General features: G+C 56.9%; 24 protein-coding genes, 2 tRNA genes, 3 rRNA genes, 1 other RNA gene and 1 pseudogene. 17 read left to right on the forward strand and 14 right to left on the reverse strand.

The features are described 5' to 3' along the window. Position 1: 1 nt before the first annotated feature. From IOD17_RS11280 to hemN, 4 genes are all read left to right on the forward strand, one after another. Positions 2-268, forward strand: coding sequence for a hypothetical protein (locus IOD17_RS11280; protein WP_233685181.1), 267 nt, complete (start codon positions 2-4; stop codon positions 266-268). Positions 269-271: 3 nt separating this feature from the next. Next, a complete protein-coding gene (gene ccoS, locus IOD17_RS11285; RefSeq protein ID WP_233685182.1) occupies positions 272-490 on the forward strand; it encodes a cbb3-type cytochrome oxidase assembly protein CcoS in 219 nt (72 codons plus the stop codon). Then, the gene (locus tag IOD17_RS11290; protein WP_233685183.1) at positions 483-1,166 is read left to right on the forward strand and encodes a sulfite exporter TauE/SafE family protein; all 684 of its coding nucleotides are present in this window, start codon (positions 483-485) and stop codon (positions 1,164-1,166) included. The genes ccoS and IOD17_RS11290 overlap by 8 nt, the downstream gene beginning before the upstream one ends. Positions 1,167-1,289: 123 nt before the next feature. Next, positions 1,290-2,672: an oxygen-independent coproporphyrinogen III oxidase gene (gene hemN, locus IOD17_RS11295; protein WP_233685184.1), complete on the forward strand. Its 1,383-nt coding sequence runs from the start codon at positions 1,290-1,292 to the stop codon at positions 2,670-2,672. 41 nt (positions 2,673-2,713) lie between these two features. Here the strand turns inward: hemN and IOD17_RS11300 are convergent, their stop codons facing one another. Further along, on the reverse strand, positions 2,714-3,166 hold the full coding sequence (locus IOD17_RS11300; protein ID WP_233685185.1) for a hypothetical protein: 453 nt from the start codon (positions 3,164-3,166) through the stop codon (positions 2,714-2,716). A 153-nt stretch (positions 3,167-3,319) separates the two neighbouring features. On the opposite strand from IOD17_RS11300, the gene fnr reads away from it, so the two are divergent. From fnr to IOD17_RS11315, 3 genes are all read left to right on the forward strand, one after another. Next, the gene (gene fnr / locus IOD17_RS11305; protein WP_233685186.1) at positions 3,320-4,054 is read left to right on the forward strand and encodes a fumarate/nitrate reduction transcriptional regulator Fnr; all 735 of its coding nucleotides are present in this window, start codon (positions 3,320-3,322) and stop codon (positions 4,052-4,054) included. A 28-nt stretch (positions 4,055-4,082) separates the two neighbouring features. Continuing rightward, positions 4,083-4,631, forward strand: coding sequence for an adenine phosphoribosyltransferase (locus tag IOD17_RS11310; protein WP_233685187.1), 549 nt, complete (start codon positions 4,083-4,085; stop codon positions 4,629-4,631). A gap of 256 nt (positions 4,632-4,887) precedes the next feature. Next, positions 4,888-5,718 carry a metal-dependent hydrolase gene (locus IOD17_RS11315; protein WP_233685188.1) on the forward strand — a complete coding sequence of 277 codons (831 nt, stop codon included), beginning with the start codon at positions 4,888-4,890 and terminating at the stop codon, positions 5,716-5,718. 61 nt (positions 5,719-5,779) lie between these two features. Here IOD17_RS11315 and IOD17_RS11320 read toward each other — a convergent pair whose 3' ends face one another. Beyond that, positions 5,780-6,502, reverse strand: a complete 723-nt coding sequence (locus tag IOD17_RS11320) for a TetR family transcriptional regulator (protein WP_233685189.1) — start codon at positions 6,500-6,502, stop codon at positions 5,780-5,782. Positions 6,503-6,617: 115 nt separating this feature from the next. Between IOD17_RS11320 and IOD17_RS11325 the strand changes: the two genes are divergently transcribed. The 7 genes from IOD17_RS11325 to IOD17_RS11350 all read left to right on the forward strand — a co-directional run bounded on the left by IOD17_RS11325 (position 6,618) and on the right by IOD17_RS11350 (position 12,259). Then, positions 6,618-8,171, forward strand: coding sequence for a flavin-containing monooxygenase (locus IOD17_RS11325; protein ID WP_233685190.1), 1,554 nt, complete (start codon positions 6,618-6,620; stop codon positions 8,169-8,171). Beyond that, positions 8,168-9,052, forward strand: a complete 885-nt coding sequence (locus IOD17_RS11330) for an SDR family NAD(P)-dependent oxidoreductase (protein WP_233685191.1) — start codon at positions 8,168-8,170, stop codon at positions 9,050-9,052. Before IOD17_RS11325 ends, IOD17_RS11330 begins: the two co-directional genes overlap by 4 nt. Before the next feature lie 156 nt (positions 9,053-9,208). Continuing rightward, positions 9,209-9,658, forward strand: a complete 450-nt coding sequence (locus IOD17_RS11335) for a MarR family winged helix-turn-helix transcriptional regulator (RefSeq protein ID WP_233685192.1) — start codon at positions 9,209-9,211, stop codon at positions 9,656-9,658. Positions 9,659-9,929: 271 nt separating this feature from the next. Beyond that, complete coding sequence (locus IOD17_RS19320; RefSeq protein WP_267925748.1) at positions 9,930-10,058, forward strand: hypothetical protein; 129 nt, start codon at positions 9,930-9,932, stop codon at positions 10,056-10,058. A 63-nt stretch (positions 10,059-10,121) separates the two neighbouring features. Beyond that, positions 10,122-10,550, forward strand: coding sequence for an organic hydroperoxide resistance protein (locus tag IOD17_RS11340; protein WP_267925749.1), 429 nt, complete (start codon positions 10,122-10,124; stop codon positions 10,548-10,550). Positions 10,551-10,603: 53 nt separating this feature from the next. After that, a complete protein-coding gene (locus tag IOD17_RS11345; protein ID WP_233685193.1) occupies positions 10,604-11,620 on the forward strand; it encodes an alpha/beta hydrolase in 1,017 nt (338 codons plus the stop codon). 426 nt (positions 11,621-12,046) lie between these two features. Continuing rightward, the gene (locus IOD17_RS11350) at positions 12,047-12,259 is read left to right on the forward strand and encodes a cold-shock protein (RefSeq protein WP_233685194.1); all 213 of its coding nucleotides are present in this window, start codon (positions 12,047-12,049) and stop codon (positions 12,257-12,259) included. A 68-nt stretch (positions 12,260-12,327) separates the two neighbouring features. Here IOD17_RS11350 and IOD17_RS11355 read toward each other — a convergent pair whose 3' ends face one another. The 4 genes from IOD17_RS11355 to dnaX form a co-directional block, all read right to left on the reverse strand. After that, positions 12,328-13,476, reverse strand: coding sequence for an acyl-CoA dehydrogenase family protein (locus IOD17_RS11355; RefSeq protein ID WP_233685195.1), 1,149 nt, complete (start codon positions 13,474-13,476; stop codon positions 12,328-12,330). Between the two features lie 105 nt (positions 13,477-13,581). After that, positions 13,582-14,181 carry a recombination mediator RecR gene (gene recR, locus IOD17_RS11360; protein WP_233685196.1) on the reverse strand — a complete coding sequence of 200 codons (600 nt, stop codon included), beginning with the start codon at positions 14,179-14,181 and terminating at the stop codon, positions 13,582-13,584. A gap of 87 nt (positions 14,182-14,268) precedes the next feature. After that, a complete protein-coding gene (locus tag IOD17_RS11365) occupies positions 14,269-14,595 on the reverse strand; it encodes a YbaB/EbfC family nucleoid-associated protein (RefSeq protein ID WP_233685197.1) in 327 nt (108 codons plus the stop codon). An 18-nt stretch (positions 14,596-14,613) separates the two neighbouring features. Then, positions 14,614-16,683 (reverse strand): DNA polymerase III subunit gamma/tau, encoded by a 2,070-nt coding sequence (gene dnaX / locus IOD17_RS11370; protein ID WP_233685198.1) that lies wholly within the window; start codon positions 16,681-16,683, stop codon positions 14,614-14,616. A gap of 460 nt (positions 16,684-17,143) precedes the next feature. Between dnaX and IOD17_RS11375 the strand changes: the two genes are divergently transcribed. Both IOD17_RS11375 and IOD17_RS11380 read left to right on the forward strand, forming a co-directional pair. Continuing rightward, positions 17,144-17,365 carry a hypothetical protein gene (locus tag IOD17_RS11375; protein ID WP_233685199.1) on the forward strand — a complete coding sequence of 74 codons (222 nt, stop codon included), beginning with the start codon at positions 17,144-17,146 and terminating at the stop codon, positions 17,363-17,365. Between the two features lie 69 nt (positions 17,366-17,434). Beyond that, entirely contained in the window at positions 17,435-17,722 is a 288-nt protein-coding gene (locus IOD17_RS11380; RefSeq protein WP_233685200.1) for a DUF3509 domain-containing protein, read from the forward strand. 226 nt (positions 17,723-17,948) lie between these two features. Here IOD17_RS11380 and ffs read toward each other — a convergent pair. From ffs to IOD17_RS19540, 3 genes and pseudogenes are all read right to left on the reverse strand, one after another. Further along, positions 17,949-18,045, reverse strand: an RNA gene (gene ffs / locus IOD17_RS11385) — signal recognition particle sRNA small type. 100 nt (positions 18,046-18,145) lie between these two features. Then, on the reverse strand, positions 18,146-18,925 hold the full coding sequence (locus IOD17_RS19535; RefSeq protein WP_418904270.1) for a methyl-accepting chemotaxis protein: 780 nt from the start codon (positions 18,923-18,925) through the stop codon (positions 18,146-18,148). A 78-nt stretch (positions 18,926-19,003) separates the two neighbouring features. Next, positions 19,004-19,780: pseudogene (locus tag IOD17_RS19540) on the reverse strand (MCP four helix bundle domain-containing protein); the annotation flags it as partial. A 99-nt stretch (positions 19,781-19,879) separates the two neighbouring features. On the opposite strand from IOD17_RS19540, the gene IOD17_RS11395 reads away from it, so the two are divergent. Further along, positions 19,880-20,218 (forward strand): HU family DNA-binding protein, encoded by a 339-nt coding sequence (locus tag IOD17_RS11395; RefSeq protein ID WP_267925752.1) that lies wholly within the window; start codon positions 19,880-19,882, stop codon positions 20,216-20,218. Between the two features lie 134 nt (positions 20,219-20,352). Here the strand turns inward: IOD17_RS11395 and rrf are convergent. From rrf to IOD17_RS11420, 5 genes are all read right to left on the reverse strand, one after another. Continuing rightward, positions 20,353-20,468: ribosomal RNA gene (gene rrf, locus IOD17_RS11400) — 5S ribosomal RNA — on the reverse strand. A 133-nt stretch (positions 20,469-20,601) separates the two neighbouring features. Then, a 23S ribosomal RNA gene (locus tag IOD17_RS11405) occupies positions 20,602-23,492 on the reverse strand. Positions 23,493-23,734: 242 nt separating this feature from the next. Beyond that, a tRNA-Ala gene (locus tag IOD17_RS11410) sits at positions 23,735-23,810 on the reverse strand. A gap of 31 nt (positions 23,811-23,841) precedes the next feature. Next, positions 23,842-23,918, reverse strand: a tRNA-Ile gene (locus tag IOD17_RS11415). A 65-nt stretch (positions 23,919-23,983) separates the two neighbouring features. Beyond that, positions 23,984-25,520: ribosomal RNA gene (locus IOD17_RS11420) — 16S ribosomal RNA — on the reverse strand. The 16S, 23S and 5S rRNA genes sit together here with 2 tRNA genes alongside, the layout of an rRNA operon. Between the last annotated feature and the right edge of the window lie 750 nt (positions 25,521-26,270).

Here is a 26,270-nt window from a genome sequence, read left to right on the forward strand (position 1 = left end):
CATGACTGGCAAGGTTGCCGGGTGGGTACGCTTACTGGCCGTAGTGCTGTTCAGCCTGCAGCTGTTTATGGCCTACCACTTTGCTACCGCGCTGATCAGCCAGCAGACCACGCTCAGCAGTCTGTTTACTGACAGCCTGCCGGACATCCTGATCATGCTTTTCCTTAATGTTCTGTTTGCCTTCGTCGCGCTGACCGGCCGCAGCCCGGACAGACTCTTCCCAGTTGCCAGCCTTGATCTGCGGCAATTCTTGCGCCGGAGCCACTAAGCCATGCCCGCCCTCTATATCCTGATCCCGGTCGCCATCGCCTTGGTAGCTTTTGCCATCTGGCTGTTCTTCTGGGCGGTGGACAGCGGTCAGTACGACGACCTCGACGGCCCGGCGCACAGCATCCTGTTTGATGACGAAGACCCCAAGCACACGGCCGCCGTAAGCCAGGTACAACAGCTCGACGAACCCCAGCCTGAGCAGGACAAACCCGGTGCTTGAACTGCTGCCGCTGCTGGCCTCGGCGCTGATTCTCGGCCTGCTCGGCGGTGGACACTGCCTGGGTATGTGCGGCGGGCTGATGGGCGCGCTGACCCTGGCCATTCCGCCCGAGCGCCGCGCACAGCGCTTTCAGCTGCTGCTGGCCTACAACCTGGGGCGCATTCTCAGCTACAGCCTGGCAGGCCTGCTGCTCGGCCTGGCAGGCTGGGCAGTGGCCAATAGCCCGCTGGTGATGGGCTTACGGGTGGTTGCGGCGTTGCTGCTGATTGCCATGGGCCTGTACCTGGCCGGCTGGTGGAGCGGCCTGACTCGTATCGAAGCCCTCGGCCGTGGCCTTTGGCGACATATCCAACCGCTAACCCGTCGCTTTATGCCGGTTACCAGCCTGCCCCGCGCCTTGGTACTCGGCAGCCTCTGGGGCTGGCTACCCTGCGGCCTGGTCTACAGCACCCTGCTGTGGGCCGCCAGCCAAGGCAATGCAGTCGACAGCGCAGCGCTGATGTTGGCCTTTGGCCTCGGCACCCTACCCGTGCTGCTGGCCACCGGCATGGCCGCCGAACGCCTGACCGCCTTGCTGCGCAAACAGGGTGTGCGCACGGCAGGCGGCATTCTGGTGATCCTCTTCGGCATGTGGACAATGCCTGGCCCGCACCAGCACTGGCTGATGGGCCACTGAAGCGGAACACACTACAAGCAAGTGCGATTACTGAGGCTTGCAGCTCCATGATCCAGGTCAAAACAGCACAACAGCAGCGCCCATAGACTGCCCGGTATTGAAAGCCAAACCGGGAATACCCGCATGCTCAACGCCATCCAGTGGGACAGCGCCCTGATCCGCCGCTACGACCAGGCCGGTCCGCGCTACACCTCCTATCCGACCGCAGTGCAGTTTCATGAGCGCATCAGCCAGTTCGATCTACTGCACGCCCTGCGTGACAGCCGCAAAGCCCTGCGGCCGCTGTCGCTGTACGTGCACATCCCGTTCTGCGCGCACATCTGCTATTACTGCGCCTGCAACAAGGTGATCACCAAGGACCGTGGGCGCGCTCAGCCGTACCTGGAAAAACTCCAACACGAAGTGGAGATCATCAGCCGTCATCTGGACCCTAAACAGAAAGTCGAGCAACTGCACTTCGGCGGCGGCACGCCAACCTTTCTCAGTCACGATGAACTGCGCCACCTGATGGGCCACCTGCGCCAGCATTTCAATCTGCTGGATGACGACAGCGGTGACTACAGCATCGAGATCGACCCGCGCGAAGCCGACTGGTCGACCATGGGCCTGCTCCGCGAGCTGGGCTTCAACCGCGTCAGCCTCGGCGTGCAGGACCTCGACCCGGCCGTGCAACGGGCAGTCAATCGCCTGCAAACCCTGGAAGAGACCCGCGCCATCATCGAGGCCGCGCGCACCCTGCAGTTCCGCTCGGTGAACATCGATCTGATCTACGGCCTGCCACTGCAAACCCCGGAACGTTTTGCCCGCACCGTCGCAGAAGTCATCGCCCTGCAACCGGATCGCCTGTCACTGTTCAACTACGCGCATCTGCCGGAACGCTTTATGCCGCAACGGCGGATCAACACCAGCGACCTGCCCAGCCCCGCCGACAAGCTGGCCATGCTGCAAGCCAGCATCGAGCAACTGAACGCCGCCGGCTACCGCTATATCGGCATGGACCACTTCGCCCTGCCTGACGACGAATTGGCCAGTGCCCAGGAAGACGGCAGCCTGCAGCGCAACTTCCAGGGCTATACCACCCACGGTCATTGCGATCTGATTGGCCTGGGCGTGTCCTCTATCAGCCAGATTGGTGATCTGTACTGCCAGAACAGCAGCGACTTGAGCAAATACCAGGACAGCCTCGATCACCATGAACTGGCCACCGTACGCGGTCTGCACTGCGACTCCGACGATCGCCTGCGGCGCGCAGTGATTCAGCAGCTGATCTGCCATTTTCAACTGTGCTTTGCCGATATCGAGCAAGCCTATGCCATCGATTTTCGCAGCTACTTTGCCGATATCTGGCCGCAACTGCAGCAGATGGCCAGTGATGGCCTGATTGAGCTGAACGCCCAGGGGATTGATGTGCTGCCAGCCGGCCGGTTGCTGGTGCGCTCACTGTGCATGCTGTTTGATCGCTACCTGAATGAGCTGAGCAGGCAACGCTTTTCCCGAGTGATCTAGCCAGTCGTTGAAAAACGACCTGCTGACTTTATGGACCGAGGTTATTTCAGGATCAGGCCGGCCACTTCCTGCATCTGCTGATCGCTCAAGTCCTGATCACGCATGACCTTGAGCAGCGTGGCATTGGTACTGCTCAAGGCACCCTGCAATGACGCCAGTTCAGCTTGCAGGGTTTCGATTTTCAAGCGTTTGGCTTCGGGGTCAAGGCTCTGGTCACTCATGACCGCCTTCAACTCTTCTTTCTTGGCCTCGATCTGCTCCTTGAGCTCGCGGATTCGCTTGAGCAGATCCTTGACCACATCTGGCAAGCTGCTGTCATCGATATCCTGGTTCTTCTGCGCCGCCGCAGAGCGGGCCTTACCGAGTTCCGACAAGCTGACGCGCAGGCTATCGCGCAGCGCCTGATCATCTGGCTCGGCACCTTCGGCGGCAGCGCTTTTGCGCTCCAGCGCCAGCCCCAGGCGACCAATCATCGATGTCGATTCCACGCGCATAGCCGTACTCCCTTGCAGACTCTTTAAAATCGCCAGAGTTATCGGCCGCCCAGCAACATACTTGAACACTTGGTCAGAACAGCGTTTGGCTGGCTGTACCCTGCCGCCTGCTGTAACCTTACGAATATTGTGTGCTTAAGCTAGGAACCGACGATGTCCGAAAGCATCAAGTTGCATACCCCACATCAAGCCCACTGCAAGGATTGCAGCCTGGCGAGTTTGTGCCTGCCGCTGTCCCTGAACCTGGAAGACATGGATGCGCTCGACGAAATCGTCAAACGCGGCCGCCCACTGAAAAAGGGTGAATTCCTGTTCCGCCAGGGCGATGCCTTCAATTCGGTGTTTGCCGTACGTTCCGGCGCACTGAAAACCTTCAGCCTGAGCGACAGCGGTGATGAACAGATCACTGGCTTTCATCTGCCCAGCGAACTGGTCGGTTTGTCCGGCATGGACAGCGAAAGTTACCCCGTGTCGGCCATGGCCCTGGAAACCACCTCGGTCTGCGAAATCCCCTTCGAGCGCCTGGACGAGTTGTCCGTGCAACTGCCACAACTGCGCCGCCAGCTGATGCGCATCATGAGCCGCGAGATCCGCGACGATCAGCAAATGATGCTGCTGCTCTCGAAGAAGACCGCCGACGAACGTATCGCCACCTTCCTGGTCAACCTCTCAGCACGCTTCCGCGCCCGGGGCTTTTCGGCCAACCAGTTCCGCCTGTCGATGTCGCGCAACGAAATCGGTAACTATTTGGGCCTTGCGGTGGAAACCGTATCGCGTGTATTCACGCGTTTTCAGCAGAACAGCCTGCTAGAAGCCGAAGGCAAAGAAGTGCACATCCTCGACCCGATCGAATTGTGCGCACTGGCCGGCGGCAACCTTGAGGGCTGACCGATCCGCTCAGCGCAGGACCTAACCGATGATCTTCGATGAATTCAGCATCAAGACCCTGATCCGCCCGGTGGTGGATTTCCCCAAACCTGGGGTGATCTTTCGTGACATCACCCCGCTGTTTCAGTCGCCACGCGCCCTGCGCATGGTTGCCGACAGCTTTATCCAGCGTTACGTCGAGGCCGACTTCAGCCATATCGGCGCCATGGACGCACGCGGTTTTCTAATCGGCTCGATCATTGCCTACGAGCTGAACAAGCCGCTGATCCTGTTTCGCAAGCAGGGCAAACTGCCTGCAGACGTGCTCAGCGAGGGCTACCAGACCGAGTACGGCGAAGCCAAACTGGAAGTGCACGCCGACAGCCTCTGCGAAGGCGACAAGGTACTGATTTTCGATGACCTGATCGCCACTGGCGGCACCCTGCTGGCGGCCGCCCAACTGGTGCGACGCATGGGCGCAAGCATCATCGAAGCCGCGGCGATCATCGACCTGCCCGAACTGGGCGGTTCGCAGAAACTGCAGGACAGCGGCATCCCCACCTTCGCCTTGACCTGCTTCGGGCTTAACGAGCAATAAACCTGCCTTACCTCCCAACGCCCGCACTCTGCGGGCGTTTGCTGATGCGCCAGCCAGAGCGGCGCGCGCCACGCAAACTGTCCGACAACTATCCATAAGTTGGCCCATTTCCGGCTGCCCTGGCCAGGAATGACCTCGCGCCAAAATTCGCCTCGGCTAAAGATAAATCACGGCCCAAGACAGCTTCATCTGTCACCCCGAGCCCTATAACAAGAGCGGTCGCGGACCGCGATCAATACGCCCAGGAGTCGCCTTTATGACAGCCAAGATCAGCACCCCACCCGCCAGCTTTCCGGTGCGCCGCATGGACTTCAGCTTCGATGACAGCCAGAAGTTCTGGTTTGCCGGCGACCCCTTCATGAGCCACTTCATGAACAACCTTTCGTCGCTGTTTCCTTATGGCGAGAAGTTCTTCGTCGACAGCGTGCGGGCCGTCCGCGATCAGGTCACCGAGCCGCAACTGAAAAAGGACATCAGCGCCTTTATCGGCCAGGAGGCCATGCATTCCAAGGAACACGCGGCCTACAACGACTACGCCGCCGAGCACAATATCGACCTGGAGCTGCTGGAACTGCGCATCAAGGTGTTGCTGGAATGGGTGACCAAGATCACCACCAAGAAACAGCGCCTGGCCGCCACCTGTGCCCTGGAACACTTCACCGCGACCATGGCCGAGCAGCTGCTGCAACGTGAAGACCTGACCACCCAGATGAACGATCCCAAGCTGTATCAGCTGTGGATGTGGCATGCGATTGAAGAGAACGAACACAAGGCCGTGTGCTACGACGTGTACCAGAAGGTCTATGGCGGCTACTTCACCCGCGTCGGCATGATGGCGATCTCCACCGTGATCTTCTTCGGCGTGATCGGCTGGTTCCAGCTGCACCTGCTGCGCAAGGACGGCCAACTGTTCAACTGGCGCAGCTGGGGCAAAGGCCTGAAAACCCTGTTCGGCCCACGCAATGGCTTCCTGACCAAACTGATCCTGCCGTACCTGGACTACTACCGCCCTGGCTTCCACCCCTTCGATCACGACAGCAAAGCGCTGGAACAACGCTGGCGTCAGCGTCTGGGCTTTAACAACTGAGTATTCGCCCACCCATAAAAAACCCGGCCTCGGCCGGGTTTTTTATGGGTTCGACAGACACCTACTCCACCGGCAATTTCAACTGCCCCAGCCCCTGCAACACGCTGGCCCCGGTAAACAGCATCACGATCTGCTCTTCGGCCAGCGCGCAGATCGCCGCTTGCCGTTCAGGCTGCTCGATATAGTCCAGCGACAGCTGGAACAGGTTGCGGCTGATCAGGTTCGACACCTGCCGCACCACCGCCGGGTTGACCATATCTGGCAGCAGTTTGAAGGCAATGATGTCCTCGGCCATGTCTGCGCCGAAGTCGTCCATCACCTCCTGCAACGCCGCGCGCAACACCGCAGAGGCACCATGCAGCTCGCGCACGCCAATGATGAAGGCTTCAGGGTTTTGCGCGACGAAATCGAAGAACAGCTGCACGGTTTCGTGGCACACCCGCCGCCCACGTTGCAGGTCGATACCAAAAAGCATCGGCAGGCTTTTGCCGCTCGTCTGCACCGCTCGTTCGGCTGCCTCACGGCGCAAGTCACGCAAGGGTTGGCGCAGCTGGGTGGAGATCTGCCGAATCACCGTCAGCCCCAGGTCATCCACATCCTTGAAGTGCCGGTAGAAGGTATTGGGATTGAGCCCCGCCTCACGCGCCAGCTCGCGCAGGCCCAGGTTGCTCAGGCTGCGGCTGGTTGAGGTGAGACGTAACGCGGCCTCCAGTAACAGGGTCTTGCCGGGGGCCTCGGTGGCTTTTTCTGCGGCTGGCTGCTGCTCGCTGGCGTCTGCCTGCATGACGAACCCTACCTAAAAGTTGGCTTGTGAGAATGCTGCTTGCTGGCGAGTATACATTTGTCTACCTTGGTATACAGCTGTATACGCCAGCAATAAACATAACAGGAGCTTGGCCATGAATGCACCCGTCTCACCCCCTACTGCCACCCGCCACTGCAAGGTGGCCATTATTGGTACGGGCTTCTCCGGCCTGGGCATGGCCATCCGCCTGAAGCAGGCCGGTGAACATGACTTTCTGCTGTTCGAGAAAGAAGCCGGCGTCGGCGGTACCTGGCGGGTCAACAATTACCCGGGCTGCGGCTGTGACGTGCAATCGCACCTGTACTCCTTCTCCTTCGAGCAGAACCCCAACTGGACGCGCATGTTCGCCAAACAGCCAGAAATCCAGGGTTACCTGGAGAGCTGCTGGAGCAAGTACCGCCTGCAGAATCACACCCAGCTGAACACCGAGATCACCCGCCTGGCCTGGGATGAGCAGCAGGAGCTGTGGCATATCAGTGACCGCGCGGGCAACCAGTACACCGCGCAGTTTGTGGTGTCCGGCATGGGTGCGCTGTCCACCCCGTCGATTCCAGCCCTCAAGGGCCTGGGCGACTTCACCGGCAAGATCTTCCACTCGCAGCAGTGGGACCACAGCTATGACCTCACCGGCAAGCGCATTGCGGTAATCGGCACTGGCGCCTCGTCGATCCAGTTCGTGCCACAGATCCAGAAGCAGGTCAGCCAGCTCGACCTCTATCAGCGCACCGCGCCGTGGATCATGCCCAAGCCGGACCGCGCCATCAGCGAGCGCGAGCGCAACCGCTTCAAACGCTTCCCACTGCTGCAGAAGCTCTGGCGCGGCACCATCTATGCCCTGCTGGAAAGCCGGGTGATCGGCTTTGCCATGCTGCCCAAGGTGATGACCGTCGCCCAGAAAGTCGGCAAGTGGTACATCAACAAGCAGATCAAGGACCCGGTCCTGCGCGCCAAAGTCACCCCGGATTACCTGATGGGCTGCAAGCGCGTGCTGATCTCCAACGATTACTTCCCGGCGCTGACTCAGCCCAACGTCGACCTGATCACCGATGGCATCGAGGAAATCCGCAGCGGCAGCATCCGCACCGTGGACGGTAAGGAGCGCGAGATTGACGCGATCATCTTCGGCACCGGCTTCACCCCGAGCGACCCGCTGCCGCGCGGCGTGGTGTTTGGCCGTGGCGGCGTCGACCTGCTCGACACCTGGCCACAAGGCCCACAAGCCTACAAAGGCACGCTGACCGCCGGTTTCCCCAACCTGTTCTTCCTGATGGGGCCGAACACCGGCCTGGGTCACAACTCAATGGTCTACATGATCGAGTCGCAGATCCATTACGTGCTTGGCGCGCTCAAGCTGGTTGGCGAGCAGGAGTTGCAGAGCCTGGAGGTCAAACAGGCGGTGCAGGATAAATTCAACGGCAAGCTGCAAGGCAGCCTCGATAACACCGTGTGGAATGCCGGCGGCTGCAAGAGCTGGTACCTGCACCCGGTCAGTGGACGCAACTGCACCGTGTGGCCTGGCTTTACCTGGCGCTTCCGCCTGCTGACGCGCAACTTTGACCCAGCGGCCTATCATTTCAGCCGTAAGCACGCGGCACACCCGGCGCAGAACAGCGCAATCCAGTTGACTGCCCAGGAGGCCAACGCATGAAGTCGTTTGAAAACAAGGTAGCTGCCATCACCGGCGCAGGTTCCGGCATTGGCCGCGCCCTGGCCTTCGGCTTGGCTCGTCAGGGTTGCCAACTGGCGCTCTCCGATGTGAATGCCGAGGGTCTGGCGGAAACCGCTGCGCAAGCGCGCAAGCTCGGTGTGCAGGTCAGTGAAACCATCGTCAACGTCGCCGACCGTGCCGCCGTGCATGCCTGGGCGGATCAGGTGGTAAGCGAATTCGGCCGGGTCAACGCGATCTTCAACAACGCCGGCGTGGCCCAAGGCGGCACCGTGGAAGGCAACGACTACGCCGACTACGAGTGGATCATGAACATCAACTTCTGGGGCGTGGTCAACGGTACCAAGGCCTTCCTGCCGCATATCAAGGCCTCAGGCAGCGGCCATATCGTCAACGTGTCCAGCGTGTTCGGCCTGTTCGCTCAACCGGGCATGAGCGCCTACAACGCCAGCAAATTCGCTGTGCGCGGCTTTACTGAGTCGCTGCGCCAGGAACTGGATATGGCCGACTGCGGCGTATCGGCCAGCTGCGTGCACCCCGGCGGGATCAAGACCAATATCGCCAAGACCGCACGGATGAACGCTAGCCTGAGCAGCGTGACAGGCCAGGACGCCGACAAGGCGCGCGAGCAGTTCAACGATCAGTTGCTGCGCACCACACCAGAGAAAGCCGCTCAGGTGATCATCAACGGGGCGCTGGCGAACAAGCGGCGCATTCTGATCGGCCCGGATGCCTATGCCCTGGATGGCATGCAACGCCTATGGCCGGCGTTCTATCAACGCCTGGTAACCGCCTCCATGCGTCTGGCTGCCCGCTTTGCGCCGAAAGGCTCAAGCAAGAAAGCCCAGGCGGCCGTGGAGTAATCGGCAAGCGCTAAAGCCCCAGCACCATAGGGTGTCTGGGGCTTTTTTATGCCTGCCATTTGCCTGTGCGAAGTGAATGCCACGCGCACTCAATTGGCATAACAGTAATTAGCGCGATAAATTATCGCCAACTGTCCTGTGCCACTGGAGAACGCCATGACAACACCAGAGCCTTGCGCCGAACTGCTGCTCGATAACCAGCTGTGCTTTGCCCTCTACTCGACATCGCTGCTGCTGACCAAGGTCTACAAGCCCTTGCTGCAGGAACTGGGCCTGACCTACCCACAATACCTGGCGATGATGGTGCTCTGGGAAGGCGATGGCATCACCGTGGGCGATATCAGCAGCCGCCTGCTCACCGACCCAGGCTCCGTCACCCCGCTGCTCAAACGCCTGGAAGCCGAAGGGCTGCTCAAGCGCACGCGTAGCAGTGCTGACGAGCGCGTGGTCGAGCTGTTTCTCACCGACAAAGGCCGCAGCCTGTATGAACAGGCCAAGGCCATCCCTAGCTGCATCCTCGCCGCCAGCCAGCAATCCTTTGCCGAACTCGGTGCCCTGAAGAACGAACTGGTCGCCCTGCGCAGCAACCTGCAACAAGCCATCTGAAGCCGCGGCGACAGTTCTGTCGCCCCAGCCCACCGCCACGCCTGCTTTTTCATCCCCCCTACCCCAGCGGCAACACGCGCTACGCCTCGCTTATGCCTGAATCCTCAGCGTTTATCGCTAAATAATCGAAAATATATCTTGCGCGCAAAATTAATGAGCACTAGAGTTCGCCCTATGGAAATGATTTGCACGCAAAATATTAGCGATTAAATCTTTCGAAACACAGCATTCACTAACTAACCGAACAACCCTGCAACCTGAGGAGAACGCCATGCAAACGCTGCTCACTTTCACCATCGCCATCACGCTCTCCGCTGCCGCACTGGCGGATCACAGCCAGAAGCAGCAAGAGAATGGCAAGGGTCTGTACCCAGAGTGGTTGATCAGCCACGAAGGCTGATCAACCACAAACACCGCAACGCTTTAAACAAACCAACCCAAACAGCTCCAGAGGATTACCACCATGTCGATTCAAACCATTGCTTACCGTGCCTATGCAGAAGCCACTGGCGGCCGTGACGGCCGGGCCATCTCTTCCGACGGCGTACTCGACGTCGCACTGACCACTCCGAAAGAACTCGGCGGTGCAGGCGGTGCGGGTACTAACCCCGAGCAGCTGTTCGCTGCGGGCTACTCGGCCTGCTTTATCGGCGCGATGAAGTTCGTTGCCGGCCGCGACAAGCTGGCGATGCCAGCCGATGCCTCGATTGAAGGCATCGTAGGCATCGGTGCGATCCCCAACGGTTTCGGCATCGAAGTCGAACTGCGCATCAGCCTGCCAGGCATGGACCGTGAGCAAGCGCAGACCCTGATCGAGCGTGCGCACATCGTCTGCCCGTACTCCAATGCCACCCGCGGCAATATCGACGTCACCCTGACGCTGCTCGACTAACCCACCACTCATCCGGCCGCTGCCAGTCAGCGGCCCGCCCCAGGAGGCCGCACATGAACATCAAACAAGGTTTGTCGATCGCCGTACTCGCCCTTGCCGTCAACAGCGCGTTTGCCGCTGGTAGCCCCGGGGTGGAGCGTACTACTCAAGGTTTCCTCAATGCCCTTGCCGCTGGTGGTGGCAAGCCCCTCGAACAGCTGAGCCCGAAAGACGCCCGCGCTGTATTGGTCGGCGCGCAGGCCGGGATAAAGGTCGATGTATCGGGCATCAAGGTGGTCGACAAGACCATTGAGGTTCATGGCCAGTCGATCCAGCTCAAGGTCGTGCGCCCGGCCGATGCTCAGGGCACGCTGCCAGTCTTTATGTTCTTCCACGGTGGCGGCTGGGTGCTGGGCGATTACCCGACCCACGAACGCCTGATCCATGACCTGGTAGTGGGCTCTGGCGCGGCGGCGGTGTATGTCGATTACACCCCATCACCGGAAGCCAAGTACCCGACTGCGATCAACCAGGCTTACGCCGCAACTCAGTGGGTGGCGCAGAACGGCGCGCAAATTGGTGTCGACGGCAAGCGTCTGGCTGTAGCCGGCAACAGCGTGGGCGGCAATATGGCCGCGGTGGTCAGCCTGATGGCCAAAGACAAAGGCACCCCGGCGATCAAGTTCCAACTGCTGCTGTGGCCGGTCACCGACGCCAACTTCAACAACGCCTCCTATAACCAGTTCGCCGACGGTCACTTCCTCAGCAAGAGCCTCATGCAGTGGTTCTGGGATAACTACACCACCGATCCGAAACAGCGCGCCGAGATCTACGCCGCGCCGCTGCAAGCATCGGTTGAACAACTGCAAGGCTTGCCGCCGGCCCTGGTGCAAACCGCCGAATTCGACGTGCTGCGTGACGAAGGTGAAGCCTATGCGCGCAAGCTGGATGCGGCCGGGGTCAACGTCACCTCTGTGCGCTACAACGGCATGATCCATGACTTCGGTTTACTCAATGTAATCAGTCAGATCCCCGGTACGCAAAGCGCCATGCAGCAAGCCGCGAGCGCGCTGAAAGCCAACCTCAAGTAAACAACCACCGATAAGCGCCCCGGCACGCACCACGTACCGGGGCGTTCGAGTCAGCAGATAACAAACACCTGCACAAAGGCGTGGCAATCGACGCCAGCGAGACTCGATCACCTGACGCAGAAAAACTTCCGCCCCCTGGATGCAGCCGCCAAAACCATCACCTGTGCGATACCCACCGCTGCGCGACTGGGCGCACCTATGCCGCTCGACCGAAAGCATTTATCCGATAGAAACGCACCGGTTGTGCTGACAAATAGCGGCCGGCCTGATTTCACCCTGATAAAAATATGAATAATTCACGTTAAGCCCAACACTCATAGTGAAAACGGCCTATGATGGTCGAGCTGGAATTTAGTTATCAGCAAAACCGCATAGGTGCTATGAGCACTCTGGCACCGAAATTCGTATCGATTTAAGAGACACACCATGGCAAATCGCGAAACTGGCACCGTCAAATGGTTCAACGATGAAAAAGGCTTCGGCTTCATTACCCCGGCTAACGGTGGCGATGACCTGTTCGTGCACTTCAAAGCTATCCAAAGCGACGGTTTCAAAAGCCTGAAAGAAGGCCAGACTGTTACCTACGTGCCCGCTCGCGGTCAGAAAGGTATGCAAGCTGAAGAGGTACAGGTGGCCTAAGCCCCTGTCCGCTTGAAAACAAACCCCGCGCTCGCGGGGTTTGTTTTATCTGCAATCTGCAAGTTGGGTTACAGCCCCATCTGCTTGCTGATGATCTCGTTCATGATTTCCCGTGAGCCACCGCCAATCGAAAGAATACGATTGTCGCGATACAGGCGCTCCACCAGGCTTTCACGCATATAGCCCATGCCTCCCATGATCTGCACTGCGTCGTAGGTCAGCCGGTCGGCAATGTCTGTGGCGAAATTCTTGGCCATGGAAATTTCCTTGATCACGCTTTTACCTGCAGCCATCTTCGCTGCCTGCCGATAGGTAAACTCCCGAGACACCTCCAACTGGGTCGCCATCTCGGCCAGACGATGCTTGAGCACCTGAAACTTGCCAATGGGCTTGCCAAACGCCTCTCGCTCCTTGGCCCAGCGCATCGACTCTTCCAGCGCCAATTGCGCCGTCATATTGGCCATGATCGCCAACGACAGACGCTCGCTCTGGAAGTTGGCCATGATGCAGGCAAAGCCCATGTTCTCCACACCGATCAGGTTGTCCACCGGCACCTTGCAATCATCGAAGAACAACTCGGCGGTGTCAGACGCCCACCAGCCCATTTTCTTCAGCTTGCGACCGACAGTGAAACCTGGCGTGCCCTTCTCCACCAGCAACAAGCTGACCCCACCAAAACCATCACCACCTGTTCGTACAGCAACGGTGTAGTAATCCGCACGCACGCCGCTGGTGATAAAGGTCTTGCTGCCACTGATGCGATAGAAGTCACCATCGCGTACTGCGCGAGTTTTCAGATTGGCCACATCAGAGCCACCGGAAGGCTCGGTCACCGCCAGGGCCATGATTTTCTCGCCTGCCAGCACCTGCGGCACGATACGCTCTCGCAAGGCTGGCTTGGCCCACTTGACCACCGGCGGCAGGCCAATATCCAGAGAGCCAAGCCCTGCAACCAGACCACCAGAGCCTGAGCGCATCAGCTCTTCGCTGGCCGCCACTTTGGCAAACACATCGCCCTCATGACTGCCACCGAAGGCTTCCGAGTAGCCAATACCAAGAATGCCGGCGGCTCCAGCCTTGAGGTAGAGCTCACGAGGAAACTCCCCGGCCTCTTCCCAGTCATTGATGTGCGGCAGGATTTCCCGCTCGACAAAACGCCTGACGGAATCACGCACCAGTTGGTGGGACTCATCAAAATATTCCTGAAAAGCAGACATGAGGGTATTTCCACTGAGGTTTCAGGGAAATTACCAAGCGCTTGCTTGGTTTACAAGAAGAGGATCATGCCATGTACAAGGGCAATCAAGCCGCAGGGGATTGCGTCAGAGCAGAATCGGCCGCCGGCCGGCAATCGAGTGCGCCAGGGTTCCACCATCCACCAATTCAAGCTCGCCGCCCAGCGGCATACCGTGGGCAATACGTGAGGCGATCAGCCCCTTGCCGGCCAGTAACTGAGCAATATAGTGAGCCGTTGCCTCACCCTCGACGGTCGGATTGGTCGCCAGAATCACTTCATTGAATGAGCCAGCCTCGATACGCGCCAGTAATTCGGGAATACCAATGGCTTCCGGCCCCAGGCCATCAAGCGGAGACAGATGCCCCTTCAGCACGAAGTAGCGCCCGCGAAAGCCCGTGTGCTCAACTGCGTAGACATCCATGGGACCCTCAACCACACACAGCAGGCTGTCATCACGTCGCGGGTCGAGGCACAGCTGGCACACCTCGTCTTCACTCAGGCTCCGGCACTGCTTGCAGTGACCAACGCCCTCCATCGCCTCGGTCAGCGCCTGCGCTAGACGCAGTGCGCCATGCCGATCTCGCTCAAGCAACTGCAAAGCCATCCGCTGAGCCGTCTTTTGCCCGACCCCGGGAAGGGTGCGCAACGAGTCAATCAGATGACGAATCAGTGGGCTAAAGCTCATGGCAGGGCAACTCAAAGGCAACGGCGATTGGGGATGGAAGCATAGCGGCCGGCCTGGACAGTTCAGCCCAAGCCGGCCACAGATGCTTTAGAACGGCATTTTGAAGCCCGGCGGCAGCTGCATGCCGGCGGTCATGCCAGCCATTTTGTCCTGGCTGTTCTGCTCGACTTTGCGTACCGCATCATTCACGGCGGCGGCGATCAGGTCTTCCAGCACTTCTTTGTCTTCTTGCATCAGGCTGTCGTCGAGGTTGATGCGTTTGACGTCATGCCGACCAGTCATCACCACACTGACCAGACCGGCACCAGATTGCCCGGTGACTTCAGCATTGGCTAACTCTTCCTGCATCTTTTGCATCTTTTCCTGCATCTGCTGTGCCTGCTTCATCAGGCCGGCCATGCCACCTTTCATCATGCTGCGAATCCTCGGTAATCAGGGGTTAACGGAAATATCCAGGGGTTCAATGCTGTCCGCCCGAATAACCGCGGCGAACTGCTGAATCATTTGTTGGATCACAGGGTCCTGGTGAATCGATGCTTCGGCTTCACGTTGGCGATTGGCCCTTTTGCGTGCGGCAGCCTGCGCCGGGGTTTCCTGCTCAGGTTTGCGTAACTCGATCTGCACCTTGAGTTCGCGGCCATGAAACTGGTTGAGCGCATCATTCAGGCGGCGCTGCTGGGTTGGGTTGAACAACGCCGAATGGGCGGGATCCAGGTGCAGCAACCAACTATCACCTTCGACAGAAATCAGCGTGCAGTTAGCACCAATACTCCCTGTCATTCCCGACAGACCAAGCTTGGGGAACAGCTCCAGCCAATCAGCGGCCAAACCAGTGGCCGGCTGCGCGGCTGGCAGCACTTGCGGCTCGACCTGTGGCTCAGGCTCGACGGCATCGAAGTCATATTCAAATGACTCGGCATCCATTTCGACATAGTCATAATCGCCCAAGGGCGGCTCGTCATCATCAGCTTCGGCTGCCGACGCAACAGATACTGCAGCAGCGCTCTCAGGCTCCGTTGGTACAGCTGGCGCCGGTGCCACAAACTCTGCAACAGGCTCAACAGCTATTGCCGGAGTCGCTTGCGGCTCTTCCCAAGGCAGATCGCTGACGGCCACCTCAGGCTCAACAACCGACGCAGCAGTTACCTCGACACGTAGTTCAGGCGCAGGCTCAACAGCCACGGGTTCGGGTTCGGGTTCGGGTTCGGGTTCGGGAGAATCCATCACCGGCACCGGTGCCGCCACTGTAGCAGCAGGCGGCAGCGGCGTAGCAACAACGGCAACAGGGGCTACTGGCGCAGGAACAACATTGACCGGTGCTGGCATAGCAGCACCGGCCACTGGGTTGGTCGCGGGATCAGCAGTGGCCTGGCTAATCCCCAACGGCTTTAGTGCCACCCTGGGTGCATCGTGGGTATCCGCCGGGCGGAACGCCAACATGCGCAGCAGCACCATCTCAAAGCCGCTGCGTGGATCGGGCGATAATGGCAGGTCGCGGCGGCCGATCAGGCCCATCTGATAATAGAACTGCACATCTTCACTGGGCAGAACCCGCGCCAGTTCAAGCACGCGCTCACGGTCACCCTGACCATTGTCCACTGCATCAGGCAGTGCCTGAGCGATGGCCACACGGTGCAGTACATTGAGTATCTCCGCGAGCACACCGTTCCAGTCTGGGCCTTGCTCGGCCAGATGACGCACCGCCTCGATCAGGCCGCGCGCATCGCCCTCCAGCAAAGCGTGCAGCACACCATAGACCTGACCATGGTCCAACGTACCCAGCATGGCCCGCACATCAGCTGCCAGCACCTTGCCTTCGCCAAAAGCAATTGCCTGATCGGTGAGGCTCATGGCATCACGCATGGAACCGTCTGCCGCACGGCCCAGCAACCACAGCGCATCGTTCTCGAACAGAATCTGCTCAGCCGTCAAGACATGGGTCAGGTGATCAACCACACGCTCTGGTGGCATGTTCTTCAGCGAGAACTGCAAGCAGCGCGACAGCACAGTAACCGGTAATTTCTGCGGATCTGTGGTGGCCAGAAGGAATTTAACGTGAGGTGGTGGCTCTTCCAGGGTCTTCAGCAACGCATTGAACGAGCTGGTAGAGAGCATGTGCACTTCGTCGATCAGGTAGACCTTGAAACGTCCACGACTGGGCGAGTACTGCACGTTGTCCAGCAGCTCACGTGTGTCTTCAACCTTGGTACGGCTAGCGGCGTCGACTTCAATCAGGTCGACAAAGCGCCCTTCGTCGATTTCCCGGCAAATCGAACACACACCACAGGGGGTCGAGCTGATCCCCGTTTCACAGTTCAGGCACTTGGCGATAATCCGCGCAATGGTGGTCTTGCCCACGCCACGTGTACCCGTAAACAAATAGGCGTGGTGCAAACGCTGGCTATCGAGCGCGTTGATCAGCGCCTTGAGCACATGGGTTTGACCAACCATTTCGTTGAACGAGCGCGGACGCCACTTGCGTGCAAGAACCTGATAACTCATCGAAACCCGTCACGAGAGGAAAGCAAAAGTGGGCTAATCCTAACGGAGCATGGGGTAAATTGCATCCGATGCTCGGCCCGCATGCGGCAGGAGTAAAAACAAACAGCAGATTACACTGGCGAAAAAATGATCAGTCGTTTAAGATCCGCGCCGTTTGTACCACGCTGTAAGTCAATTAGGCCTTTTGGCCCACCTTGCTGGTTTCCAGGCAAAGAGCGCATTGCACATCAATGCCGCACAGCTCTCGCCCATGACCCCAACCTGCTGACTGATCTGGCCATCACGCGCAAGCGCTGATTCAAGCCCGCCTCCGAAGTACCGACCCGCACACATTCCCCCAATGGGAACTTGTGCGCGCAGTCCAGCTCCAAACCAAACATGCAATCGACCCAACAAGTCGACAGCCTGGAGCTTTATTCAGCGCAATGACGCGCACGTTGTTTTAGGAAGTACCAAAAGAATGAATACACAACACCAAATTCAGGATGCCATTCGCACCCTATCCAGTGCATTTGCACCCCTAGACTGCCGCATCATGGCGGCTCGCAAAGGCAGTTTCAGCTTCACTATCGTTAACCATGCTGGCATCGCCCAGCATAGCCAGCGCCTTTACCCTGGACAGTACAGCGGTGCGCATCTGCAACAAGTGATTGAGCGCGCACGCCAATCCTTGACCGCCTAACGCGCAGACAGACGAACCATCACGCCATCCTGAGGTCTGAATCAATCACTCTCAGGATGGAGCATCGTCATGGATAGCCTTAACCGCGAACTTGTTGAACAGCTGTTTGCGCCGCTACGCGCCACCTTCAGCCCACCGCGCCCAGATGGTGGCGTTATCCTCTCGCTGCTGGATGCCAGTGACACAACCGCCTACAGCCGCGTACTCAGCGCTGCCCAGCGTGCAGACCCGCAAGCCTTTGCACAAAGCCTGGAAGACATCCGACTGGAGCTCGCCATGCGCTCCGGTAGCATCCCCGTCGATATGCGCAAGGCGCTCAAAGAACAGGACAGTGTGCTCAGCTATCACACCAACTGAATCAGGCAGAGGCCCGTTTTTTCGCCGGGCCTCGCCTACCCATCAGATACCGCTTGGCAGGGCCGCACACGTAGGAGAGGCGCTCAGGTAGACGGCAGAATTTCTGCGCGAGCAGCGAAGACTGGCAGAAAGCCATGCTGAAATGCAAAAGGTAGAGAGGGAAAATCAATGCTGGCACATGGTGCTAGTTAAATCCGCACATTCACGAGCCAGTAGATGGAGGCAACCCCACCAGCCACACCTCGGCACACAATGTCACCGCTGCGGCTGCTCCCTTCCAGGCCTGACCGGGTTCACGGCTGATCGTTGCGAGGGGACCGGCAGGGCCACCATAACGCGGCTCACCAGAAGTGAGCCGCGCCATTGTACCGGCTTGGATTGAAGTTACAACCGTTTCAACCACTTAGCCCATTGAATCGGCTATCAGACGCGGAATCGACCAACCAACTTGGTCAATCCCTGAGACAGCTCCGAAAGACGCTGACTCGCCTGCGCGCTCTGCTCAGAAGTCTGCGCGGCCTCATTGGAAAGATCGCGAATATCACTGATGTTGCGAGCAATCTCCTCGGTAACGCTGCTCTGCTCTTCACAGGCAGTGGCGATCTGTGCCGTCATGTCATTGATTCGCTGTACCGAATCGCTGGTGTCTGTAAGCGCCTGATCCACGCCTGCAGCCTGCTCGACACTCTGCCGCGCCTTGCTACTCCCCGAGTGCGTCGCCTTGACTGCGTTTTGCACACCAATCTGCAGCCGCTCAATCATAACCTGGATGTCCTTGGTCGAATCCTGAGTGCGGGCAGCCAGTGCACGCACCTCATCCGCCACGACAGCAAATCCACGCCCTTGCTCACCAGCACGCGCAGCTTCGATCGCCGCGTTCAGAGCCAGCAGATTGGTCTGCTCAGCAATCCCCCTGATAACCGCCAGTACCGCACCAATATTCGCGGCTTCCTGCTCCAGCGTTTGAATGGTGGCCGAAGCGCTCTCTACTTCTAGGGCCAGTTGGCGAATCGAGTTGATTGTCGCGCCAACTACCTGTGCACCTTCCCTCGATTGGGCCTCCGCGCTACGCGCAGCATCTGCTGCATTTTGCGCATTGCGGGCCACCTCATGGACAGCCGAACTCATTTCCGTAGCTGCTGTACTCACCTGATCCACAGCGGCATGCTCACTGCTGATCAGCCGATCATTGGCAGCCGCCATGCCAGCAAGACTCTGCGCAGAACTTTCGACCTCACCTGTTACGCGCCCCACCTCTTTGATCAGTGGCTGCAACTTATCCAAGAACCGGTTAAAGGCATGGCTCAACTTACCCAGTTCATCGTTAGACAGTACATCCAAACGAACCCGTAAATCCCCATCACCATCGGCAATCTGCTCAATCCGATTAAGTAAGCTGTGTAACGGCCCCGTGACCAGAATAGGAAAACCGACGACCAGTACAAGGCAGACAACTAGTCCAATCACAACGATCAAGCCCTGCTGCCAACTCAGGGTTTCGCCCAACTTGATCGCTGCCAACCCTTCAGCATTGGCAGCCAGATCATCCATCTCACCTAGCTTGTCGATGGCCGTACGCATGGCCTCGAATTGCTCTTCACTGGTTGTAAAACTCAACGCACTAGCAGCATGCGGGTCGCTAGCAGCCAGTTTCAATACCTGTTGAGACGTAGCTTTCCAACGCTCGAAGCCGGTATCAAATTGGCTGACTAGCTGCATCGCCTCGCTACCAGGCTGCATCGCAGCAAACTTATGCACCCGGTCATAAGCCTGCTGCAGGTTCTCCGTATGCGCATCTGTCAGCGCAGCTACACGCTCACCGACTGCCTCATCGAGCAAACTACGCTCTGCTACAAAAGCCTGGTAAAGATCGCGATCAGCATTTAGCAGCAAACTGATACCCGGCAAGAATCGGTTGGTCAATTTCGTGCTGGAATCTGCGACTTGGGTAATGCCGCGCATCCCCAGAAAACCCATGGTCACCAGCAATACCGCCAACAGCAAAATAGGTAACGCGATTTTCCAACGGAACCCCAAATCAGCGAAGGCACGAAGCATGCTGGCTCTCCTAGGCAATGGCCAAGTAGCATGAGCTTAGACCACGCCAAGAAAGCCTGATAAAAGTTACTCAGCCTTTTCCGTTAAAATCCAAGCCCCATGATTAAAAGCGCTCGACAGTACCGAAGTCGCCAATCTTTCACTCAAAGGAGTAACCGCGTGGCCATCACTAAAGACCAACTGATCAGCGATATTGCCGAAGCTATCGACACACCGAAAAGCACAGTACGCGCAGCCCTTGAGCAGCTCAGTGAAATAGTCTCAGACGCCCTGGAAAATGGTGATGAAATCACCCTGCCCGGCATAGGCAAACTCAAAGTCACTGAACGACCTGCACGTACAGGCCGCAACCCACAGACGGGTAAGGCGCTGCAGATTGCTGCAAAGAACGTTGTCAAATACGTTCCAGCAAAAGCACTTAGCGACGCAATCAACTAAGCATTGGGTATTGGCGCGCCCGACGGGTGCGCCTATTCTGGCAATCACACGCGCCGCCACGTGGAGGCGTTATGTTTTCGCTGCGCAAAGTAAAACCCCCGATCAGTTTCCTGATCGGGGGTTTTGGTATAGGTGCTTGACGATGACCTACTCTCACATGGGGAAACCCCACACTACCATCGGCGATGCATCGTTTCACTACTGAGTTCGGGATGGGATCAGGTGGTTCCAATGCTCTATGGTCGTCAAGCGATTCAGCTGGGATATCGCGGCGAGGCGCTATCCCGAATTGGGTATGTGATGTCTTGGTTTGCAGTCTTACAAATTTTCGGCTGTTGCAGTCTTCATAGAGACACACAAACATCAAATTGTTTGGGTGTTATATGGTCAAGCCTCACGGGCAATTAGTATTGGTTAGCTCAACGCCTCACAGCGCTTACACACCCAACCTATCAACGTCGTAGTCTTCGACGGCCCTTTAGGGAACTCAAGGTTCCAGTGAGATCTCATCTTGAGGCAAGTTTCCCGCTTAGATGCTTTCAGCGGTTATCTTTTCCGAACATAGCTACCCGGCAATGCCACTGGCGTGACAACCGGAACACCAGAGGTTCGTCCACTCCGGTCCTCTCGTACTAGGAGCAGCCCCTCTCAAATCTCAAACGTCCACGGCAGATAGGGACCGAACTGTCTCACGACGTTCTAAACCCAGCTCGCGTACCACTTTAAATGGCGAACAGCCATACCCTTGGGACCGGCTTCAGCCCCAGGATGTGATGAGCCGACATCGAGGTGCCAAACACCGCCGTCGATATGAACTCTTGGGCGGTATCAGCCTGTTATCCCCGGAGTACCTTTTATCCGTTGAGCGATGGCCCTTCCATACAGAACCACCGGATCACTAAGACCTACTTTCGTACCTGCTCGACGTGTCTGTCTCGCAGTCAAGCGCGCTTTTGCCTTTATACTCTACGACCGATTTCCGACCGGTCTGAGCGCACCTTCGTACTCCTCCGTTACTCTTTAGGAGGAGACCGCCCCAGTCAAACTACCCACCATACACTGTCCTCGATCCGGATAACGGACCAGAGTTAGAACCTCAAGGTTGCCAGGGTGGTATTTCAAGGATGGCTCCACGCGAACTGGCGTCCACGCTTCAAAGCCTCCCACCTATCCTACACAAGCAAACTCAAAGTCCAGTGCAAAGCTATAGTAAAGGTTCACGGGGTCTTTCCGTCTAGCCGCGGATACACTGCATCTTCACAGCGATTTCAATTTCACTGAGTCTCGGGTGGAGACAGCGCCGCCATCGTTACGCCATTCGTGCAGGTCGGAACTTACCCGACAAGGAATTTCGCTACCTTAGGACCGTTATAGTTACGGCCGCCGTTTACCGGGGCTTCGATCAAGAGCTTCGCGTTAGCTAACCCCATCAATTAACCTTCCGGCACCGGGCAGGCGTCACACCCTATACGTCCACTTTCGTGTTTGCAGAGTGCTGTGTTTTTAATAAACAGTCGCAGCGGCCTGGTATCTTCGACCGGCATGGGCTTACGTAGTAAATACTTCACCCTCACCGGCGCACCTTCTCCCGAAGTTACGGTGCCATTTTGCCTAGTTCCTTCACCCGAGTTCTCTCAAGCGCCTTGGTATTCTCTACCTAACCACCTGTGTCGGTTTGGGGTACGGTTCCTAATTACCTGAAGCTTAGAAGCTTTTCCTGGAAGCATGGCATCAACCACTTCGTCATCTAAAAGATAACTCGTCATCAGTTCTCGGCCTTGATTTCCCGGATTTACCTAAGAAACCAGCCTACTACCTTAAACACGGACAACCAACGCCGTGCTGGCCTAGCCTTCTCCGTCCCTCCATCGCAGTAATTAGAAGTACGGGAATATTAACCCGTTTCCCATCGACTACGCATTTCTGCCTCGCCTTAGGGGCCGACTCACCCTGCGTCGATTAACGTTGCGCAGGAAACCTTGGTCTTTCGGCGTGGGAGTTTTTCACTCCCATTGTCGTTACTCATGTCAGCATTCGCACTTCTGATACCTCCAGCAAGCTTCTCAACTCACCTTCACAGGCTTACAGAACGCTCCTCTACCGCTCAACTTACGTTGAACCCGTAGCTTCGGTGTATGGTTTGAGCCCCGTTACATCTTCCGCGCAGGCCGACTCGACTAGTGAGCTATTACGCTTTCTTTAAAGGGTGGCTGCTTCTAAGCCAACCTCCTAGCTGTCTAAGCCTTCCCACATCGTTTCCCACTTAACCATAACTTTGGGACCTTAGCTGACGGTCTGGGTTGTTTCCCTTTTCACGACGGACGTTAGCACCCGCCGTGTGTCTCCCGTGCTGACACTTGCTGGTATTCGGAGTTTGCATCGGTTTGGTAAGTCGGGATGACCCCCTAGCCGAAACAGTGCTCTACCCCCAGCAGTGATACACGAGGCGCTACCTAAATAGCTTTCGAGGAGAACCAGCTATCTCCGAGCTTGATTAGCCTTTCACTCCGATCCACAGGTCATCCGCTAACTTTTCAACGGTAGTCGGTTCGGTCCTCCAGTCAGTGTTACCTAACCTTCAACCTGCCCATGGATAGATCGCCCGGTTTCGGGTCTATACCCAGCGACTAAACGCCCTATTAAGACTCGCTTTCGCTACGCCTCCCCTATTCGGTTAAGCTCGCCACTGAATATAAGTCGCTGACCCATTATACAAAAGGTACGCAGTCACCCAACAAAGTGGGCTCCCACTGCTTGTACGCATACGGTTTCAGGATCTATTTCACTCCCCTCTCCGGGGTTCTTTTCGCCTTTCCCTCACGGTACTAGTTCACTATCGGTCAGTCAGTAGTATTTAGCCTTGGAGGATGGTCCCCCCATATTCAGACAAAGTTTCTCGTGCTCCGTCCTACTCGATTTCATTGATAAGAGAATTTCGTGTACGGGGCTATCACCCACTACGGCGGCACTTTCCAGAGCCTTCCACTATTCTCAAATCAACTTAAGGGCTAGTCCCCGTTCGCTCGCCACTACTAAGGGAATCTCGGTTGATTTCTATTCCTCAGGGTACTTAGATGTTTCAGTTCCCCTGGTTCGCCTTACACACCTATGTATTCAGTGTGTAATAACCAGCTTATGCTGGCTGGGTTCCCCCATTCAGAGATCTCCGGATCAAAGTCTGTTTGCCGACTCCCCGGAGCTTATCGCAGGCTACAACGTCTTTCATCGCCTCTGACTGCCAAGGCATCCACCGTATGCGCTTCTTCACTTGACCATATAACCCCAAGCAATCTGGTTATTGTCTCTAACGTGAAGACGACATTCGCCGAAAATTTGCAATTGAGAACTACAAATTTTACCTTGACCAGATTAATTACCAGTGAAAGTAATCAATCAGTCACTTCTATCACATACCCAAATTTTTAAAGAACGATTTGTTACTGGTCAAAGACCAGAAATCAACATTCATCTGCCTGCGCAGGAACGTTCATTTCTGAACTCTAAACGCGGTGTAAGTGGTGGAGCCAAGCGGGATCGAACCGCTGACCTCCTGCGTGCAAGGCAGGCGCTCTCCCAGCTGAGCTATGGCCCCAATTACATCTAAGGCCTCACCCCACAACAATTGGTGGGTCTGGGCAGATTCGAACTGCCGACCTCACCCTTATCAGGGGTGCGCTCTAACCAACTGAGCTACAGACCCAATCGTCTTTCGCAATGAATCAAGCAATTCGTGTGGGGACTTATGAAGAAGCTGAAGTCTTCGATTAAGGAGGTGATCCAGCCGCAGGTTCCCCTACGGCTACCTTGTTACGACTTCACCCCAGTCATGAATCACACCGTGGTAACCGTCCCCCTTGCGGTTAGACTAGCTACTTCTGGTGCAACCCACTCCCATGGTGTGACGGGCGGTGTGTACAAGGCCCGGGAACGTATTCACCGTGACATTCTGATTCACGATTACTAGCGATTCCGACTTCACGCAGTCGAGTTGCAGACTGCGATCCGGACTACGATCGGTTTTATGGGATTAGCTCCACCTCGCGGCTTGGCAACCCTTTGTACCGACCATTGTAGCACGTGTGTAGCCCTGGCCGTAAGGGCCATGATGACTTGACGTCATCCCCACCTTCCTCCGGTTTGTCACCGGCAGTCTCCTTAGAGTTCCCACCATAACGTGCTGGTAACTAAGGACAAGGGTTGCGCTCGTTACGGGACTTAACCCAACATCTCACGACACGAGCTGACGACAGCCATGCAGCACCTGTGTCTGAGTTCCCGAAGGCACCAATCCATCTCTGGAAAGTTCTCAGCATGTCAAGGCCAGGTAAGGTTCTTCGCGTTGCTTCGAATTAAACCACATGCTCCACCGCTTGTGCGGGCCCCCGTCAATTCATTTGAGTTTTAACCTTGCGGCCGTACTCCCCAGGCGGTCAACTTAATGCGTTAGCTGCGCCACTAAAATCTCAAGGATTCCAACGGCTAGTTGACATCGTTTACGGCGTGGACTACCAGGGTATCTAATCCTGTTTGCTCCCCACGCTTTCGCACCTCAGTGTCAGTATCAGTCCAGGTGGTCGCCTTCGCCACTGGTGTTCCTTCCTATATCTACGCATTTCACCGCTACACAGGAAATTCCACCACCCTCTACCGTACTCTAGCTCAGCAGTTTTGAAAGCAGTTCCCAGGTTGAGCCCGGGGATTTCACTTCCAACTTACTGAACCACCTACGCGCGCTTTACGCCCAGTAATTCCGATTAACGCTTGCACCCTTCGTATTACCGCGGCTGCTGGCACGAAGTTAGCCGGTGCTTATTCTGTCGGTAACGTCAAAGTAGCAACGTATTAGGTTACTACCCTTCCTCCCAACTTAAAGTGCTTTACAATCCGAAGACCTTCTTCACACACGCGGCATGGCTGGATCAGGCTTTCGCCCATTGTCCAATATTCCCCACTGCTGCCTCCCGTAGGAGTCTGGACCGTGTCTCAGTTCCAGTGTGACTGATCATCCTCTCAGACCAGTTACGGATCGTCGCCTTGGTGAGCCATTACCTCACCAACTAGCTAATCCGACCTAGGCTCATCTAATGGCGCGAGGTCCGAAGATCCCCCGCTTTCTCCCGTAGGACGTATGCGGTATTAGCGTCCGTTTCCGAACGTTATCCCCCACCACTAGGCAGATTCCTAGGCATTACTCACCCGTCCGCCGCTCTCAAGAGAAGCAAGCTTCTCTCTACCGCTCGACTTGCATGTGTTAGGCCTGCCGCCAGCGTTCAATCTGAGCCATGATCAAACTCTTCAGTTCAATACTGCTTGGGTTTTGAGAAAACCCTAAACTTGGCTCAGCAATCGCAAAACTTTCAAATTAATGAAAGGTAACTCTCGAATTAACGAGTGTTGCTTTGTGATGCTGATAATCTTGCGACTAACAGTCTTACCTCACAAGCACCCACACGAATTGCTTGATTCAGTTGTTAAAGAGCGGTTGGTTAAGTCTTTCGTCTCAACCGAGGCGCGCATTCTACAGCAGCCTCATCTTCCGTCAAGCGATTTCGAAAATTTCTTTTCAATCTCAACCACTTGCGCTTTCGATCAACTTCTAGCTTCTCGTCAGCGGGAGGCGAATTCTACAGCGTTTCAAACCACTGTCAACCACCTCTTTTACCGCTTTCGATCTACTCGACCGGAGCTCTTCAGGCTCAAACATCACCACCTGAAGAGGTGGCGCATTCTACGCAGCTTTCGCTGCTTTGCAACCCCTATTTTAAATATAACTTCTTGTTTTATAAGAAGTTTAAGGGGCCGCTTACGCCTGAAGAGCTGCGCATTATAGGGACAGAAAATCCAAGGTCAACTGAGTATTCGCATCGGTTCCGACACTAATTCGCATGCCGGATCGACACCGATTCGCGCTCAAAATCGACACTGAATAGGCCCCGCTTCCCTAGAGACCTCCGAGCCTCATAATTGAGGCCCATTAGGAGGTGCCATGAGCAACCAGCGTTACCCCGAAGAATTCAAGATCGAAGCGGTCAAGCAAGTGACCGAGCGCGAC

The sequence above is a fragment of the Pseudomonas anguilliseptica genome, from assembly GCF_021375795.1.
Classification (GTDB): domain Bacteria; phylum Pseudomonadota; class Gammaproteobacteria; order Pseudomonadales; family Pseudomonadaceae; genus Aquipseudomonas; species Aquipseudomonas anguilliseptica_A.

Bases quoted from the DNA above. Each gene is read 5' to 3' on its own strand.
- IOD17_RS11280 (WP_233685181.1), top strand. From the start codon at position 2: ATGACTGGCAAGGTTGCCGGGTGGGTACGCTTACTGGCCGTAGTGCTG.
- ccoS (WP_233685182.1), top strand. From the start codon at position 272: ATGCCCGCCCTCTATATCCTGATCCCGGTCGCCATCGCCTTGGTAGCT.
- hemN (WP_233685184.1), top strand. From the start codon at position 1,290: ATGCTCAACGCCATCCAGTGGGACAGCGCCCTGATCCGCCGCTACGAC.
- IOD17_RS11300 (WP_233685185.1), bottom strand. From the start codon at position 3,166: ATGCGCGTGGAATCGACATCGATGATTGGTCGCCTGGGGCTGGCGCTG.
- fnr (WP_233685186.1), top strand. From the start codon at position 3,320: ATGTCCGAAAGCATCAAGTTGCATACCCCACATCAAGCCCACTGCAAG.
- IOD17_RS11310 (WP_233685187.1), top strand. From the start codon at position 4,083: ATGATCTTCGATGAATTCAGCATCAAGACCCTGATCCGCCCGGTGGTG.
- IOD17_RS11315 (WP_233685188.1), top strand. From the start codon at position 4,888: ATGACAGCCAAGATCAGCACCCCACCCGCCAGCTTTCCGGTGCGCCGC.
- IOD17_RS11320 (WP_233685189.1), bottom strand. From the start codon at position 6,502: ATGCAGGCAGACGCCAGCGAGCAGCAGCCAGCCGCAGAAAAAGCCACC.
- IOD17_RS11325 (WP_233685190.1), top strand. From the start codon at position 6,618: ATGAATGCACCCGTCTCACCCCCTACTGCCACCCGCCACTGCAAGGTG.
- IOD17_RS11330 (WP_233685191.1), top strand. From the start codon at position 8,168: ATGAAGTCGTTTGAAAACAAGGTAGCTGCCATCACCGGCGCAGGTTCC.
- IOD17_RS11335 (WP_233685192.1), top strand. From the start codon at position 9,209: ATGACAACACCAGAGCCTTGCGCCGAACTGCTGCTCGATAACCAGCTG.
- IOD17_RS19320 (WP_267925748.1), top strand. From the start codon at position 9,930: ATGCAAACGCTGCTCACTTTCACCATCGCCATCACGCTCTCCGCTGCC.
- IOD17_RS11340 (WP_267925749.1), top strand. From the start codon at position 10,122: ATGTCGATTCAAACCATTGCTTACCGTGCCTATGCAGAAGCCACTGGC.
- IOD17_RS11345 (WP_233685193.1), top strand. From the start codon at position 10,604: ATGAACATCAAACAAGGTTTGTCGATCGCCGTACTCGCCCTTGCCGTC.
- IOD17_RS11350 (WP_233685194.1), top strand. From the start codon at position 12,047: ATGGCAAATCGCGAAACTGGCACCGTCAAATGGTTCAACGATGAAAAA.
- IOD17_RS11355 (WP_233685195.1), bottom strand. From the start codon at position 13,476: ATGTCTGCTTTTCAGGAATATTTTGATGAGTCCCACCAACTGGTGCGT.
- recR (WP_233685196.1), bottom strand. From the start codon at position 14,181: ATGAGCTTTAGCCCACTGATTCGTCATCTGATTGACTCGTTGCGCACC.
- IOD17_RS11365 (WP_233685197.1), bottom strand. From the start codon at position 14,595: ATGATGAAAGGTGGCATGGCCGGCCTGATGAAGCAGGCACAGCAGATG.
- dnaX (WP_233685198.1), bottom strand. From the start codon at position 16,683: ATGAGTTATCAGGTTCTTGCACGCAAGTGGCGTCCGCGCTCGTTCAAC.
- IOD17_RS11375 (WP_233685199.1), top strand. From the start codon at position 17,144: ATGAATACACAACACCAAATTCAGGATGCCATTCGCACCCTATCCAGT.
- IOD17_RS11380 (WP_233685200.1), top strand. From the start codon at position 17,435: ATGGATAGCCTTAACCGCGAACTTGTTGAACAGCTGTTTGCGCCGCTA.
- IOD17_RS19535 (WP_418904270.1), bottom strand. From the start codon at position 18,925: ATGGCGGCTGCCAATGATCGGCTGATCAGCAGTGAGCATGCCGCTGTG.
- IOD17_RS11395 (WP_267925752.1), top strand. From the start codon at position 19,880: ATGATTAAAAGCGCTCGACAGTACCGAAGTCGCCAATCTTTCACTCAA.